The organism is Parabacteroides sp. B2-S-102, assembly GCF_023656665.1.
In the GTDB taxonomy this organism is placed as follows: domain Bacteria; phylum Bacteroidota; class Bacteroidia; order Bacteroidales; family Tannerellaceae; genus Parabacteroides; species Parabacteroides distasonis.
Map to the genome: position 1 here is coordinate 17,732 of NZ_JAMOKM010000014.1, position 16,806 is coordinate 34,537.

13 protein-coding genes are annotated in these 16,806 nt (G+C 46.4%); 6 read left to right on the plus strand and 7 right to left on the minus strand.

The window, feature by feature from the left end:
• Positions 1-31: 31 nt before the first annotated feature.
• Positions 32-436, minus strand: coding sequence for an HsmA family protein (locus tag NBH07_RS16045; protein WP_005857157.1), 405 nt, complete (start codon positions 434-436; stop codon positions 32-34).
• Positions 437-550: 114 nt separating this feature from the next.
• On the opposite strand from NBH07_RS16045, the gene NBH07_RS16050 reads away from it, so the two are divergent.
• Together NBH07_RS16050 and lacZ are read left to right on the plus strand one after the other, a co-directional pair.
• Positions 551-1,708, plus strand: coding sequence for an MFS transporter (locus tag NBH07_RS16050; RefSeq protein ID WP_039848608.1), 1,158 nt, complete (start codon positions 551-553; stop codon positions 1,706-1,708).
• A gap of 12 nt (positions 1,709-1,720) precedes the next feature.
• Complete coding sequence (gene lacZ, locus NBH07_RS16055; protein WP_005857161.1) at positions 1,721-4,831, plus strand: beta-galactosidase, LacZ type; 3,111 nt, start codon at positions 1,721-1,723, stop codon at positions 4,829-4,831.
• Positions 4,832-4,921: 90 nt separating this feature from the next.
• On the opposite strand, the gene NBH07_RS16060 is transcribed toward lacZ, so the two are convergent.
• Genes NBH07_RS16060 through NBH07_RS16070 form a run of 3 tightly spaced genes read right to left on the minus strand, consistent with a single transcriptional unit; the run spans position 4,922 to position 8,042 of the window.
• On the minus strand, positions 4,922-6,088 hold the full coding sequence (locus tag NBH07_RS16060; protein WP_005857162.1) for a MalY/PatB family protein: 1,167 nt from the start codon (positions 6,086-6,088) through the stop codon (positions 4,922-4,924).
• A 5-nt stretch (positions 6,089-6,093) separates the two neighbouring features.
• On the minus strand, positions 6,094-6,960 hold the full coding sequence (locus NBH07_RS16065; protein ID WP_005857164.1) for a DUF3737 family protein: 867 nt from the start codon (positions 6,958-6,960) through the stop codon (positions 6,094-6,096).
• 8 nt (positions 6,961-6,968) lie between these two features.
• Positions 6,969-8,042, minus strand: a complete 1,074-nt coding sequence (locus NBH07_RS16070) for an alpha/beta hydrolase (protein ID WP_005857166.1) — start codon at positions 8,040-8,042, stop codon at positions 6,969-6,971.
• 233 nt (positions 8,043-8,275) lie between these two features.
• Here NBH07_RS16070 and NBH07_RS16075 point away from each other — a divergent pair, with 233 nt between their 5' ends.
• Both NBH07_RS16075 and NBH07_RS16080 read left to right on the plus strand, forming a co-directional pair.
• Positions 8,276-9,193, plus strand: coding sequence for a helix-turn-helix domain-containing protein (locus NBH07_RS16075; protein WP_005857168.1), 918 nt, complete (start codon positions 8,276-8,278; stop codon positions 9,191-9,193).
• Positions 9,194-9,208: 15 nt separating this feature from the next.
• The gene (locus NBH07_RS16080; RefSeq protein WP_005857170.1) at positions 9,209-10,096 is read left to right on the plus strand and encodes a helix-turn-helix domain-containing protein; all 888 of its coding nucleotides are present in this window, start codon (positions 9,209-9,211) and stop codon (positions 10,094-10,096) included.
• A 41-nt stretch (positions 10,097-10,137) separates the two neighbouring features.
• On the opposite strand, the gene NBH07_RS16085 is transcribed toward NBH07_RS16080, so the two are convergent.
• Both NBH07_RS16085 and NBH07_RS16090 read right to left on the minus strand, forming a co-directional pair.
• On the minus strand, positions 10,138-12,654 hold the full coding sequence (locus NBH07_RS16085) for a glutaminase domain-containing protein (RefSeq protein ID WP_009017333.1): 2,517 nt from the start codon (positions 12,652-12,654) through the stop codon (positions 10,138-10,140).
• Between the two features lie 4 nt (positions 12,655-12,658).
• Positions 12,659-13,342: an SGNH/GDSL hydrolase family protein gene (locus NBH07_RS16090; RefSeq protein ID WP_005857175.1), complete on the minus strand. Its 684-nt coding sequence runs from the start codon at positions 13,340-13,342 to the stop codon at positions 12,659-12,661.
• Positions 13,343-13,474: 132 nt separating this feature from the next.
• On the opposite strand from NBH07_RS16090, the gene NBH07_RS16095 reads away from it, so the two are divergent.
• Positions 13,475-14,659, plus strand: coding sequence for a dicarboxylate/amino acid:cation symporter (locus tag NBH07_RS16095; RefSeq protein WP_005857177.1), 1,185 nt, complete (start codon positions 13,475-13,477; stop codon positions 14,657-14,659).
• Between the two features lie 51 nt (positions 14,660-14,710).
• Here NBH07_RS16095 and NBH07_RS16100 read toward each other — a convergent pair whose 3' ends face one another.
• Complete coding sequence (locus NBH07_RS16100) at positions 14,711-15,544, minus strand: helix-turn-helix domain-containing protein (RefSeq protein WP_005857181.1); 834 nt, start codon at positions 15,542-15,544, stop codon at positions 14,711-14,713.
• 150 nt (positions 15,545-15,694) lie between these two features.
• On the opposite strand from NBH07_RS16100, the gene NBH07_RS16105 reads away from it, so the two are divergent.
• Complete coding sequence (locus NBH07_RS16105; RefSeq protein ID WP_008779825.1) at positions 15,695-16,804, plus strand: efflux RND transporter periplasmic adaptor subunit; 1,110 nt, start codon at positions 15,695-15,697, stop codon at positions 16,802-16,804.
• Positions 16,805-16,806 lie beyond the last annotated feature (2 nt).

The window sequence follows — 16,806 nt, forward strand, 5'->3', positions numbered from 1 at the left end:
TTTATTTCTCAAGATATATGAGCGATGGCCTCTATTTATGGAGAGACATCCCCATGTAGATACCGATGCAATAAGGAATTAACCAGATGAACCACACAACAATGCTAAATCTGTTGAAATGCTGTTTGGCTTTTAACGAACCTTTAAAGTAAGTCCAAATCGCCCAGATCGCATGGATCAGCATCAAGCAAATAGCGATAATTCCCGTTACGGTATGTACCGTATCATGTAAATGGGTCAGTTGGGCGATATGCTCCATCAAGCCCGTTCCAATAGCGTCCGCATAAAGTCCTAATACAAAAAACCAAAGATGCCACGCTTTTAACTGTCCTTGGAAACGCTCGCCCCAGACCCCGATCGTATAGCATATCAAGGCGGATGATATGACACAAATGGCCGTAATCAGTAAATGAATATCAAGTTGATTGAATACCATATTTTTCCTTTTTCAAAAAGAACAGAAGCTTCCTAAAAAAGTTCAGGCTATTGGCAAAGAATTCATACATTCGCGTGTCTAAATAAAAACGACAGGGCAATCCCGTTGAAAAATATGAAACAAAATATACTCGCTCTCTATCTGATCAAGTTATCCAAATGGTTCTCGCTCGTAATGCCTATCATTGTCCTATTCTACGAGGATCATGGTTTAGGACTACAAGACGTGTTTATTTTGAAGAGTGTCTACTCGGTCGCCGCTGTCACTTTGGAGATTCCCTCGGGCTATCTGGCGGACGTATGGGGGCGTAAGAAATGCTTGATTCTAGGTTGTATACTTTTCTTTGGAGGGTACCTATGTTATTCTTTCACCTCCACTTTCACGGCATTTCTCTTCGCCGAGATTTTGTTGGGAACCGGGCAAACCTTGGTAAACGGAGCGGATTCGGCGCTGCTCTACGATACAACCGTACGATATAAAAAAGAAGAACTTTATTTGCGGTATGAGGGACGTATCACGATGATCGGTAATTTCGCCGAGGCCATCGCCGGGATATTCGGTGGATTGCTGGCCGCCTATTCCTTGCGATTGCCGTTTTACGCCCAAGCGTTTGTCGCCTTTATCGGCATTCCAGCGGCGTTCGCCTTGCAGGAATTCAATACTAAGAGCAAGGTGCAGAACCCGGTTTCCGAGATTCTCCGCATCTTGAAATATTCCTTGGTCACGAACCGTAAGCTATGCTATAACATCATGTTCTCCGGTATCATCGGAGCCGCTACATTAACGATGGCATGGTTCGTGCAGCCCGTATTGATGAAGTTGGAAACCCCGGCCTCCTATTACGGTGTCATTTGGACCGTGCTCAATCTGACTGTGGGATTGTCCGCCCTCTATTCTGATCAGGTAGAGCGGTATTTCGGGATGCGTAAATCAAACACGTTTATACTACTTATAATCGTAGGTGGATATATATCGCTCGCTTATAACCTTACTTATTGGGGATTAGCGATCTTGTTCATTTTCTATATAGTCCGGGGCTTCGCCACACCGATTTTGAAAGGTTACATTAATCAAATGACCTTCTCGGAGATGCGGGCTACGGTCTTGTCGATCCGTAACTTTGTGATCCGCTTGATATTCGCTGCCATCGCCCCATTTATAGGTTGGCTAAATGATTTCTATTCTTTACGTGTCGCCCTGTTAGTTTCCGCCGGAATTATTGCCATACCCGGAATTTTATTCTTAGTTTTGCAATTCCGTAAAGCAGATTAAAAATATAATAGCATGAAAAGACAACTTATGACCGGACTGTTTGCCGCTTTGGCTTTCACAGCGGTAGCCCAGTCGAATGAGTGGCGAGACCCCGAGGTCAACGCCGTAAACCGTGCCCCGATGCACGCCAATTTCTTCGCCTACGAGACCGCCGAGGTGGCAGCGAAGGACGCCAAGGAACAATCCCAGAACTTCATGACCTTGAACGGTCCTTGGAAATTCTTTTGGGTAAAGAACGCTGACGCTCGTCCTACCGATTTCTGGCGGACCGATTACAACGACAAAGGATGGAACAATATGCCTGTGCCCGGTGTATGGGAACTGAACGGATATGGAGATCCTCTCTACGTAAACGTTGGTTACGCTTGGCGTGAGCAATTCAAGAACAACCCGCCCGAGGTCCCTACCGTTAATAACCATGTGGGTTCCTACCGTCGTGAGATCATGGTTCCTGCCAGCTGGAACGGAAAAGAGATCATCGCCCATTTCGGTTCCGTTACCTCCAATATGTATTTGTGGGTAAACGGGAAGTACGTAGGCTATAGCGAAGACAGCAAGCTGGAAGCGGAGTTTAACTTAACTCCTTACTTGAAACCCGGACAAAAAAACCTGATTGCTTTCCAAGTATTCCGCTGGTGTGATGGCACTTATCTGGAAGACCAAGATTTCTTCCGTTACAGCGGTGTCGGACGTGATTGTTATTTATACGCCCGTAACCCAAAGCAACAGATCGCCGATATACGTGTGACTCCGGATCTGGACGCTCAATACCAAAATGGCTCGTTGGCAGTCAACCTGACCATGAAGGGTAAAGGTACAGTAGAGCTTGAACTATTGGATGCCCAGAATAAAGCTGTCACTACCCAATCCTTGAACGCTTCCGGAAAGGTCAGCACGACGATAGAAGTCTCCTCTCCCCACAAATGGACTGCGGAGACTCCCTATCTATATACTTTACGGGCTACTTTAAAAGAGGGAGGCAAAACAATCGAGGTAATCCCCGTAAAAGTAGGTTTCCGTAAGATCGAATTAAAGAACGCCCAGATACTCGTGAACGGGCAACCGGTTCTTTTCAAGGGTGCCGACCGTCACGAGATGGATCCCGATGGCGGTTATGTCGTTTCACGCGAACGCATGATACAGGACATACAGATCATGAAGAAATTCAATTTGAACGCCGTTCGTACCTGCCACTATCCCGATGACAACTTCTGGTACGATCTTTGCGATAAATACGGTATCTATGTCGTAGCCGAAGCCAATATAGAGTCTCACGGAATGGGATACGGCGAGGAGACGTTAGCCAAGAACCCATCTTATAAGAAAGCGCATCTGGAACGTAACCAACGTAACGTCCAACGTGGCTTCAACCATCCGAGTATCATCTTCTGGTCCTTGGGTAACGAGGCTGGATACGGTCCTAACTTCGAGGCCGCTTACGACTGGATCAAGAACGAAGACCCCAGCCGTGCCGTACAATACGAACAGGCCGGAAAGAACGGAAAGACCGATATCTTCTGCCCGATGTATTACAACTACGAGGATTGCGCTAAATACAGCGAGGATAACTCCATGCAAAAGCCTTTGATACAATGTGAATACGCTCATGCCATGGGTAACTCTCAAGGAGGTTTCAAGGAATATTGGGATTTGATCCGTAAATACCCGAAATATCAAGGGGGCTTCATCTGGGACTTCGTGGATCAATCCGTGCGCTGGACCGGCAAGAACGGGAAAATGATCTATGCTTATGGCGGCGATTTCAATAAGTTCGACGCTAGCGATAATAACTTCTGCGATAACGGCTTGATCAGCCCGGATCGTGTTCCGAACCCGCATATGTACGAGGTGGGGTATTATTACCAAGATATCTGGACAACCCCCGGCGATCTGTCGAAAGGTGAGATCAAGGTGTACAACGAGAATTTCTTCCGTGACCTTTCCGCTTATTATCTGGAATGGGAAATGCTGAAAGGCGGCAAGGTTGTTCGTAGCGGACGTGTCGATGACCTGAAAGTAGCTCCCCAACAAACATCAACGATCCGATTGGATCTAGGCGAGACTTGCCAATGCACGGAATGGTTGCTGAATGTATCTTATAAACTGAAGAACCGTGAGGGCTTATTACCCGCCGGACATACCGTGGCCAAGGATCAGCTGACGTTGAACCCGTACAAGGCTCCATCTATGGATTTGAAAAACGTGGAAACAACCAATATCGAAACCAAGGCTCCAGCCGTACAAGATAACGACGCCAATTACCTGATCGTGGAAGGTTGTGGTTTCCGTACCGAATTCAACCGTGAGAATGGTTACCTGATCAAATACGAGGTAAACGGCCAAGACATGATCAAGGAAGGAGAGGCTTTGACTCCTAACTTCTGGCGTGCGCCGACAGACAATGATTTCGGAGCTGGCCTACAGAAGAAGTACGCCGCATGGAAGAATCCGGAAATGAAGCTGACTTCTCTTAACCAACGGATGGAGAACAAGCAAGTGATCGTAGAGGCCGTTTACGATATGCCGACCGTATCCGCCAAGTTGAACTTGACGTACGTGATCAATAACAAGGGTGCGATCAAGGTTACCCAGAAAATGACAGCAGACAAGAATGCCAAGGTATCCCCCATGTTCCGCTTCGGTATGCAAATGCCGATGCCGAGATATTTCGAGAATATCGAATACTACGGCCGTGGTCCCGTGGAGAATTATATCGACCGCAAGGGTAACGCGGACTTGGCTATTTACCGCCAGACCGTAGACGAGCAATTCTATTCGTATATCCGTCCGCAAGAGAATGGAACGAAATCGGATATCCGCTGGTGGAAAATGCTGAACGAGGCTGGCAACGGTATCGAGGTCGTAGCCTCTGCCCCATTCTCCGCTTCCGCTTTGCATTATACGATAGAGTCTTTGGACGACGGTGCCCGAAAGGATCAAAGACACTCTCCAGAAGTAGAGGAAGCCGACTTGACAAACCTTTGTCTCGATAAGGTACAGATGGGATTAGGCTGTGTAAATAGCTGGGGAACTATCGCACTCCCGGAATACCAGATTCCTTACGGCGACTATGAGTTCACGTTCATTCTTACTCCGGTAAAACATAGCATCGAGATCGAGTAAAACGAATCTTTTATCTAGTGAGAGATATATGAAAGAAGGGGAAAGCAATAGATGTTTTCCCCTTCTCACGTTTTCTATCATCACTATTCTTTAACAGGCACAGCCTACAAAATCCCTGAACAGCTCCACCCCCTTTATCAGCGAGGAACGTGGACAAGCGATATTCCAACGCATGAAGCCTTCGCCTTCTGCTCCATACATCGTTCCGGCATTGAGCCATAGCTTCGCTTTCTCGATCAGCAAGTGCTCCAATTCTTCCGATGATTTACCTAACTTACGGCAATCCATCCATACAAGATAAGTGCCTTCCAACAAGGTTATCGGAAAGTCCGGCAGATATTTCCCGCAAAAATCTTTCATGTATAAGTAATTCTGCCATAAATAATCGATCAGTTGCGACAGCCATTCCTCTCCCTCATTATAGGCCGCTATGGTAGCTATTACACCAAAAGGATTCACATCGCATACCTCGTTGATATTGATTGCCCGGTCTATCTTCCGACGTAGGTTCTCATCGTAACACACGATATTGGCGATTTGTAATCCAGCGATATTGAAAGCCTTGCTAGGCGACAGGCATGTCACGGAATGCCGTAGGAATTCTTCTGAGATAGATGCGAACGGTGTAAAAGTATATCCCGGAAATACGAGTTCGCAATGTATCTCATCTGATACGACTATTAGGCCATTACGGATACAGATCTTGCCGATACGACTTAGTTCCTCACGTGTCCATACCCTTCCAGCGGGATTATGAGGATTACACAACAGCATGACCTTTACCTTCGGATCAGCGGCTTTTTTCTCCAAATCCTCATAATCAATCGTGAATGTATCATGGGCATAAGACAAAGGGGTGCGGATAATCTCACATCCGTTATTGCGGATGGACGAGAAAAAACAGTTATAAACCGGAGTCTGCACCAGTACTTTATCACCCGGCTCGGTTAGCGCCTTGATAACGGCAGAAATTGCCGGAACAACTCCGGAGGTACAAATCATCCATTCTTTTCGTATTTGCCATCCATGCCGACGTTCAAACCAGCCTGTCACCGCTTCGTAATATGCATCCGGTACTCGAGTATAACCGAAAATACCATGTTCTACACGTTGCCGTAAGGTTTCGATAATAACGGGTGCCGTACGGAAATCCATATCGGCCACCCACATCGGTAGAACATCCGTATCCACAGCGCTATCCCATTTATAGGAGTTCGTACCGGTACGAGGCACTATTTCATCGAAGTTATATCTCATATTCTTTATGCGGAAAAGCAAGTACGTTCATTCCATAGCCTCAGTTGGCAATTACCCGGAGCCTTAATGTTCTCGTCGAGGATTACCTCACCATAGCTTCCGGCGGTGATGCTTCCCGTACGGGGATTCTTCACGCTACGGATCGGGCTATTGATAGTCGCCTGCACGGAACTGTATTCAAAGGCTAGATCGCAATCATCTGCCATCGTACAGTTCTCCATCATAAGATCGTGGGCGTAACAAAGCGGCTGTGTACCCGAGATTTTGCAATTTACCAAACGCAGGTTCTTCGAGTGCCATCCCAAGTACTCGCCGTTAATCTCGGAATCGTATACGGTAACATTCTCCGTATTCCAGAAAGCGTCTTTCGAGTTGATGACCGCATTACGGATTTCCACGTTCTTACAATACTGGAACGAGTAGTTTCCATTTTGAGCGTAGTTCCGGATTTTAATGTTCTCGCCGTGCATAAATAAATAATCAGCATGATCTATTTGCACATTTATCAATTCCACGTTCCGGCAATGCCAAAGGGTTTCTTGAGCATTGGGTAGTTGTACGTTTTCCAGTCTGATACCGTCCATCTCCCGAAACATCTTTGGGGCTTCCACCCGTGTATCCGTCATCACTAGATTTTGGGAGTACCATAACGCAGCACGTCCACCTTCGGTAAACAGGCTATTCTTGATGGTGAAGCCATCCACGTGCCAGAACGGATATTTACCCTCAAAACGACAGCCTATGGCTATGATATTGCTACACTCTTTCAATGCCGACTCCCCGGCATGAATAACGACATTGTCTAATTGTAAATCGTGAGAGGCGAACAAAGGACGCTCACCACTAAATTCCATATCCTTTATCTGTTGCATAATGAATCTTATTTAAAGTTTTCTACAAAGAACCGTTCAATCTTATCGAAGGGAATGACACTCATCTGATCGTATAAATCGACATGATTCGCTCCGGGTATAATTAGCAATTCCTTATTGTCACCTTTCAGTTTCTTGAAAGCATCCTCGCTGAAGTAACGTGAATGCGCTTTCTCTCCATGAATAATCAATACGGCGCTACGAATCTCGTCACTATACGAGAGTATAGGCATATTGATGAACGATAAAGCCGAGGTCTTGTTCCATCCGCCATTCGAGTTGAGCGAACGCTTGTGGTAACCACGCTTCGTCTTGTAATAAGCGTAGTAGTCTTTCAAGAATTGGGGCGCATCGTCGGGTAACGTATCGGGCAAACCTCCCGCAAGGGCGTATGAGCCGTTCTTTGTGTCAGCGGTACGCTGTTCATTGAGTTGCTTGCGCAATTCATAACGTGCGTCGGCATCCATCGCATCGAAGTAACCATTAGCGTTCACACGGCTCATATCGTACATCGTAGAGGTTACGGTCGCTTTGATACGAGTATCGATAGCCGCCGCATTAAGAGCCATGCCTCCCCATCCGCAGATACCGAGGATACCGATATGTTCCGCATCCACATCATCACGTGTCGAAAGGAAATCGACGGCCGCACAGAAATCTTCCGTATTGATGTCGGGAGAAGCTACATAACGAGGCTCTCCGCCACTCTCGCCTGTATATGACGGATCGAAAGCGATCGTCAGAAATCCACGTTCTGCCAATTCCTGCGCATATAAACCCGAGGATTGTTCCTTCACGGCACCGAACGGACCGCTAATAGCGATAGCAGGCAATTTTCCATCCGCATGCTTGGGTTTGTACATATCGGCGGCAAGCGTAATGCCATAGCGATTACGAAAAGTAACTTTACTATGGCTCACCTTGTCACTCTGTGGGAATACTTTATCCCACTCCTTAATTAGATTCAAATTCTTGTCCATTGTATGATCGGTATTAATTTGATTGTCTGTAGCGAACAGATTTCCCGTAGCGCAAAAGCATATGGCTATTGCCGTACATAATTCTCTTAATGACTTCTTCATGTCGTTCCTTGTTTATTTTTACGAAGGCAAAGATAGAGGCTCAAATAGCATCCCTTTGTAGACAAATTACGGATGTCATGACCTCAATTACAGGTTTTGTGGAATCAGCCAGAAAGCCTGTAAATACACATAATCCGTAACAATGGTTATATAATCCGTAATTAGGGTTATAACTATATATGAATTATCCTCTATTTTTGCGTACAGAATTATTGATTAAATACGTACGGCTTATGGATAAGATACTTAACTTAGATAGTGTAGACCTATATAACAAACTATACGGCCTCGAAACCCTAAATCCGCTTGTCAGTGTCATAGATTTGAATAAAGCGACGAGTAGTGTAGATCTCATCCGCTTCAATTACGGCATCTACGCACTGTATCTAAAACTAGAGAAAGCCTGCGATATCAAATACGGACGCCAGACATACGATTACCAAGAAGGCACGATCGTTTGCTTCGCCCCCGGACAAACTGCGGAAACAAATCCGACAACCGATAAAGTCCAAGTAAACGCACATGGTATTCTTTTCCATCCCGATTTACTGCGTGGAACGTCACTCGGAAAGAATATAAAGAAATATACGTTCTTTTCTTACGAGGTAAACGAGGCGTTGCATCTCTCGGAAGAAGAAAGATCTATCGTGATGGATTGCCTGAAGATCATCCGTATGGAACTGGAACATGGCGTGGATAAACATAGTAAAACCTTACTTGTAAACCATATCGAACTGCTGCTTAATTATTGTATGCGTTTTTATGAAAGGCAGTTCATCACCCGAGGCAAGACAAACCGGGATGTGCTGACACGTTTCGAAAACCTGTTGGATGAGTATTTCGAAAGTACACTCGCCGAACAGGACGGATTGCCTACGGTGAAATACTTTGCCGACAAGCTTTGCCTCTCATCGAACTATTTCGGTGACATGTTCAAGAAGGAAACCGGCAAATCACCGCAGGAATACATCCAAGAGAAAGTAATCGAGCTAGCCAAAGAACGTATCTCCGGCACGGCGGACACAGTCAGCCAAATCGCATATTCCCTCGGTTTCCAATATCCGCAGCACTTCTGTCGGCTATTCAAGAAACGGGTAGGGTACACGCCAAGTGAATACCGTGCGCAGATCGGTCTATCAACGAATCTATAGAAGGCGTTCAAGAAGATGTTAGATATTAAGACTGTATATGAATGTAACCGGTGCTTGGGATGCAAGACGCTGCACCCACAAGTAAGCCTCATCAATCTAGAGAGCCCGAACCTAGAGCAAGAGGCCGTAAAGTTCGAGTTCTACGCGATCCTCTTGATAGAAGACTGCCCGGACGGTTGCTATTGTTGCGGACGTAAGTATTACGATTATTCCAACGCTACGATGGTGTTTCTTACACCCGGTGAGATTTTCCGCATGAGCGAGAATAATACGCTACCCAACAAAGGGTACCTTTTAGCGTTCCATCCCGACCTATTGTTCCACACGTCATTGGACAACCCTATTAAGAACTATACCTTCTTCGCTTATCACAAAGAAGAGGCTCTGCATCTCTCTCAACGTGAGACAGCCAAAGTTACGTGTTGTCTGGAAAACATCGAGGACGAGCTTCACCATGCCATCGATACGCACAGTGGTACCATTCTATCCCGCCACATTGAATTATTATTGGATTATTGTACACGCTATTATGAGCGACAGTTCATTACCCGGGAAAATAAGAACAAGGCTATCTTGGAGAAATTGGAAAGGCTCCTCGACGAGTATATCATTTCCGGTAAATTAGAGAACGGCCAGCTACCCACCGCCGAATATTGTACGGCAGAACTGGACCTTTCTGTCGCTTACTTCAACGACCTGTTAAGATTCGAGACCGGCAAAACACTGGAGGAATATTTTCAGTTCAAACGATTGAGCGTGGCTAAGACAATGCTACTGAAAAACGGTAATACTCCCGCTTTGGTAGCACGACAATTAGGTTATCCGAACGTACAGTATTTCAGCCTTATATTTAAGAAGATCACAGGCATCGCTCCCTGTGAATATCCATATGCGCAAAACTAAGAAACGGAAGGAATGACCTCCTTCCGTTTCTTAGAATGACATTATTTTCCTAGCTTCTTTTCCAGCATCTTCATAAAATATCCCCCGACAACCGAACGGGCTTGAAAACCTCGTTGCGTACCATCGGAAGTAAAATGCCAATCGCTTAGAGGAACACGTGAAGTCGTCTCGTTGGCGTAGTTCCAGACCGGAACCATCAGCGCATTGAAATCCTCCATCGATCCGGTCAAACAAGCGGACCATAAAATCCAGTCGGACTTCGTATAATCCTCCCGGTTATCCAACGGCAAACCATATTTATTTTGTTTTGTCTTGTAATAAGCCATTTCCGTAGCGGCAACCTCTTTTGGGAAGATATTCAAGCCCAGCAAGCGATCCCAGACCAGATTATATTTTTGGCTCCAAGTGCCCGGCTTATCGAAAGTCAGGCGGTAATGATCACCATCGTTCGCCATCTTCACCCACTTAGCGGCCATCTCACGGGCGACTTCCGTATATTGTCTAGCGATATCGGCCTTACCTAACATCTCCGCCAATTTTCCGTAGCCGGCAACTCCCATAATTGCCTTGATGGACAAGTTCGTGTTATGGGCGAAATGTCCGGCAAAATCATCCGTACAAAGTTGGTTCTTCGGATCAAGGCCTTCCTTCAACAAGTAATTCGCCCATGTAGTCAAGACCTCCCAATGTTGGGCGGCATAATCAGCATTGCCATCCACTATTGCTATAGCGGTCGCTAGCACAAGCATATTACCACTTTCTTCCACGGGCATATCGCCACCATAGGTTTGACCGTTCGCAACCGGATAGGTACCCACATCGTGAGCCGGAAAAGGTTTCTTCCATTGTCCGCTCTCGCTATAATAGAAAATGGGATTCATCATTCCCTTCAATAAATCCGTGTTGTATACTAAGAATAAGGGGGCGGAAGGATACGTAATATCCACTGTTCCGATAGAACCGTTACTGAAATTTTCTTTCGAAAGGAATAAGAGAGTCCCTTCCTTATCAGTCACCAACTTATGGGCGGCGATCGCCTGCCGATATGCGATAGCGCATAGCTCGGCGTATTTCTTCCCTCCTACGGCACTCGTCTCGCTCATCAAAGAAGAATCGAAGGAACCGCAACGCCGCATCAGATCCTCGTAAGAAGCCTCCCCTTTTTCGAACGCCTGATGAATATCCACCTTTCCGTCGTGCTTCCAATAAGGCATCCGGTTGTCTTGGAAATACTGGATCGAATATAAATCATCGTAACCGATCATCAAATGTCCGGAGACGGTTTCCTTGGAGACCTTGCCGATCGGGTCCGTATAAGCGAGGACTGTCATTTGCTCACGCATATCCGAAGAGAGACTTTGCGATCCAGCCGGTAAATTACCAGTAGTCATGAAAGCTTTCTTCGTAGCATAATACTCGTCGATCGTTGCGGAGACTCCCGGTTTCTTGGGGATAGCCAAATAGAAATATCCCCAGTCAATCCGTACATCATCCCCGGTTTTCGCCAGAACCTCTTGATCGATTGTTCCTGTCTTCAGGTAAATTAAATCAGGGGTTTCCGTTTTCTCGAAAGTCACCTCTTGATCGATCGTATTCACGGCCCATTGCGGCGTGGCTTCCAGGTATAGTTGCACGTCGTGATCTTTACCGTCGATGGAACGGACTTGATAGGTTATATAATTAAACGGAGAAGTCATAGCCTCCAGATCATTCAGCAAGAAAGGAGCCGTGAAAATCAAGTCCAGACTCACGCCACCGCACTCAAAGGTATAGAATGTTTGCGTAGGCATCACGTTCATGGATTTCTGGATCGCTTTCTCATCGAACGTATCTCCTCGTTTCACCTTCCGCATGATTCCCATATCCACATAAGCGCCTCCCCCATTGTTCCGGCAATGAGCGGCCAACACGTTACCCGTAGGCTTCAAGCTCTCCGCCACCGCTTCCGGTATCTCTTTCAGCAAATCATAGTCCAGACCGTTCCCTGCCACGGCGATTTGCTTTCCATTTAGATACACCTCGATATTATCATCATGCGAATATTGGAGGTAGAGGGCATCCTTTTGCTCATCCGAAGGCCAGTCAAACGTACGACGTACCCAGATATCTCCTGTAGACCAAGGCGTGGAACGATTCGGATTATCTTCCGTTCCGAAAGCGGCTTTTCCCCGCTTCCAACTTTTCGGATCATAAGCCTCGGCGAACCAATCGCCGGCAGGCTGAGACATCGTATAATCGGCCTCCCATAAGCCATCCGAGGCCATACCGATCACCGAGGTCACCTGTATATCGTCCATTCCCATGAAACGGTATGACTTACCATCTACTCGTATACCGCCTAGAAGCGGATAATCACGGCCGGTCCAATGCCGTACCGACTCATCATTCAATTGATCGGCAAACGACCATGCGCTTGTATAGGGGTCGATCGTGACCAAAGGAACGGCCGGAGCACGTAAAGAGTTCTCTGCCGCCGCCGTATATACCTCGGAAACTTTCACTTGCGTACAACAAGATAAAGCCGTACAACAAGATAAAGCCAATAAATAGTTTCTCATCTGCTTACTTCACGGTTTTATGAATGGCCTCCAGCACGATCTTCTCCATGATCTTATAGCCTTCCAAGGTAGGATGCACACCATCTTTCGACAGGTTAGCGGGCAATCCGTTTCGCTCATCTTTCATGGCGGAATGATAATCCACGTATGTCAAACCATTCTTATCCGCATACTCCTTGATCCATTTATTGAGCTGGATAACCTTATCGGCCGGTTGCATACCCGGTCTCCAAGGAAAATCATAAGCCGGCAATACGGAGCAGAAAATCACCTTGATATGATTTGCCTTCGCCAATTCTGCCATAGAGACCAAGTTCCCAAACACGTTTTCCAAGGCGATCACACCGTTATTGTGAGCGATATCATTGATTCCCGCCAAGATCACCACGGCTTTCGGTTTCAAGTTAATAACGTCTTGGCGAAAACGAACTAGCATCTCCGAGGTTGTCTGTCCGCTGATCCCACGGTCTACGAAGTTATTCCGGATAAAGAAAGTCGAATCCGCCGGCCACCATCCGTCTGTAATGGAGTTCCCCATAAATACCACGTTCGAAGGAACTTTCACGGTCTTGTTAGCCTCCGCATAACGACCAAACTGAGCCCAGTCCCCTTTCTCAGTCTGGGCAAATAACGTAGTGGTAGCCAATAAACAACCCGCTACCAGTAAAGCTTGTTTCATGTTTTTCATATTACTTGATTATAAAATACAAACCAACGATCTTGTTTTCATCAAACAAAAGTAATCAAAATTGTCCACTCACCCATTCACACAAGAAAATATCTTATATTTGCTGTCATTGAAAAATAAAAACATCCGAATATGCTGAAAAAGATTCTTTCCAACACGATCGTACGGTTGATACTGGCCGTCTTGATCGGACTTCTGGTTGGGCTTGCCGTAAACGAGTCTGTGTTAAAAGCGGTCATGATCGTAAAACAAATTACGGGACAGATTATTTTCTTCTTGGTTCCGTTGATCATTCTAGGATTCGTGGCGCCTTCTATCGCCCGCTTGAAAAGCAACGCATCCAAAGTCTTATTATTCGCTTTTAGTATCGCATACCTGTCATCGGTTGGCGCCGCTACCTTTGGCGCCGTTGTGGGTTATGAATTAATACCGCATTTGCATATTCAAACCGCCTCGGAAGGTCTAAAAGACATCCCTCCCATGTTGTTTAATCTAGAGATTCCGCCAGTGATGAGCGTTATGTCGGCATTGGTATTGGCCGTGATGCTGGGACTTTCTACCGCATGGGTTAAATCCGAGGAGATGGAGAGGTTGCTGGAAGTATTCCAGAACATGGTACTTAAATTGGTAGAACGGGTCTTGATGCCGGTCCTGCCGCTTTTCATCGCCGCAAATTTCTGTGTCCTTAGTTATGAGGGGGCGATTACAAAGCAGTTGCCTATCTTTTTATCCGTCCTGTTGATTGTCATCATTTGCCATTACATCTGGTTGACCTTACTGTATGTAGTCGCATCGATCTACTCCCGGAAAAATAGCTGGGGCGTATTGAAATACTACGGACCCGCTTATTTGACAGCCTTAGGCACCATGTCATCCGCCGCCACCTTGGGCACGGCCTTGACCTGCGCCAAGAAAAGCAAGATCTTGCGAGAGGAAGTAATTGACGTGACTGTCCCCCTGTTTGCGAACATCCATCTATGCGGCTCTATCTTGACGGAAGTGTTTTTCGTATTGACCGTCTCGCAAATATTATATGGCAGCATGCCGGACTTCACGACGATGTTCGTATTTATCATCTTGCTTGGTTTCTTCGCGATCGGCGCTCCCGGCGTACCGGGCGGTACGGTGCTCGCCTCATTGGGCCTGATCATCGCTATCCTAGGTTTCGACGAGGCGGGAACGGCATTATTGCTTACGATATTCGCTTTGCAAGATAGCTTCGGTACGGCTTGCAACGTGACGGGAGATGGTGCTCTTACCTTAATCACGGATACGTTCGATCAAGGGCAAACGGGAAAAGCTTCCACAGCTTTATAAGGACAAAACCTCATGGCTATTTTACTGCAACCCGCCTTGCAGTAAGTGGTATCACTTCCTTTTCATTCGATACTCTATGGGTGACTCCCCCGTATGCTTCTTGAAATACCGTCCCAGATAGGATTGGCTGGGAAAGTTCAAGTGGTTCGTTATCTCCTGCACGGTCATTTCCGTGGTACGCAACAACACCTTTGTCTCCAATATGATATGCCGGTCTATAATGGTCTTCGCCGACTCGCCCGCCACTTGCCGGGTGATAGTGGAGAGATAACGGGGAGAGATACAAAGCTCGTTCGCATAGAAAGAGACCTCTTTCTGGTCGAGATAATGGGCATGGATGCAATTGATGAACTTATGGAACAACTCCTCCCCACGGTTGCACCCATTTTGCTGGCGGCTCGAGAAGGAGTACCTTGTCTTATCATACATATTAAGGAAGAAGCATTGCAACTGGTTTTTCACGATCATATCACGGTACACGTTATTCCGATCCATGTAAATCAGCCAAAACAGCCGGATGATCACATTTATGGTCTCCTCCTGATCGGCGGGATGCGTATAGCAAGGGCTATCCTTTATGAAGCGGAAAAAGGGCGGATCCAGCCGGAATACGGCCTCGTCGAACAAGACCTTCGAAAAGGATATATATTGTACCTTGAAATCCTCGCTACTCGCGTTCAACGTCAGGATCGTATCCGGTATCAATACGATCACCGTGTTGCGCCGGATATCCCATCGGCTCAAATCGACGGATATATTCGCCGTTCCTTTATAGCAAAATAAGATCATGCCATATCCGCTCTTGTAAGGACGATCCAATAACTCCCTCAAATCGGAATCGCCTATTATGAACGACTCTCCTCTCTCTATCTCAAATGGATTCATATGTCTACTATTTTGCCCGCGAATATAAGAGATCATTAGCATATAACGGATCATTCCATCTCAAAATGAACAATCATCGCCTCATTGTGGAAACAATGGTTCGCCGATAAGCGAGTAGCTTTGCATCCGAAAATATAGGTATTAGTTAAGATGAAAAAGCAAAATCGATTGATGAAGACTGCGATCGCCTTATGGTGTATCGTAGCTGTTGGGTGTAAACAAAGCCCTGTAATCCAACAAAGTTCAGGGTATGCGACAATGACCGTATTCACTTCGGAGAAAACTTTATCCAATAATTACTCGGCGAGTATACGAGGAAAACAGGATATCGATATTTATCCGCAAGTATCCGGCTTTATTACAAAGCTCTGCGTAACGGAAGGCGAGAGCGTAAAAAAAGGACAAGTCTTATTTATTATTGATCAAGTCCCTTATCAAGCGGCCTTAAACACCGCCATTGCGAACGTAGAGGCCGCTAAGGCATCTGTAGCGACAGCGCAACTGACCTACGACAGTAAACAAGAATTGTATAAAAACAAAGTAGTTTCCGAGTTCGACCTAAAGACCGCCTACAACACTCTACTCTCGGCAAAAGCCCAATTAGCCCAAGCGGAGGCACAAGAGATAAACGCCCGTAACAACCTTTCTTACACGGAAGTGAAAAGCCCCTCGAACGGCGTCATCGGAACCCTGCCTTATCGTGTAGGCGCATTAGTAAGCGCAAACCTGCCCAAATCGCTCACCACGGTATCGGACAATTCCGAGATGTATGTGTATTTCTCCATGACCGAGAATCAGCTATTGGCCTTGACCCGTCAATACGGCTCGAAAGACAAAGCCTTGGAGAATATGCCCGAGATAGAGCTTCAACTGAACGATAAATCGCTTTATCCCCAAACGGGAAAGATCGAGACGATCAGCGGCATTATCGATCAAAACACCGGAACAGTCAGCTTGCGTGCCGCATTCCCGAACGAGGAGCAATTATTGAATAGCGGGGGCTCCGGGAATGTGATCATTCCGGTTACATACGATAACTGCGTCGTAATTCCCCAAGCCGCCACGTTCGAGATCCAAGACCGGGTATTTGTCTTCAAGGTAGTGGACGGCAAGACGCAATCCGCCCCCGTAGAAGTGACCCGTGTGAACGGAGGACAAGAGTATATCGTAAACGCCGGATTGAATAGCGGCGACGTGATCGTAGCCGAAGGCGTAGGTTTATTGCGTGAAGGAACACCGATTGAAGTAAAACAAAATTAAGA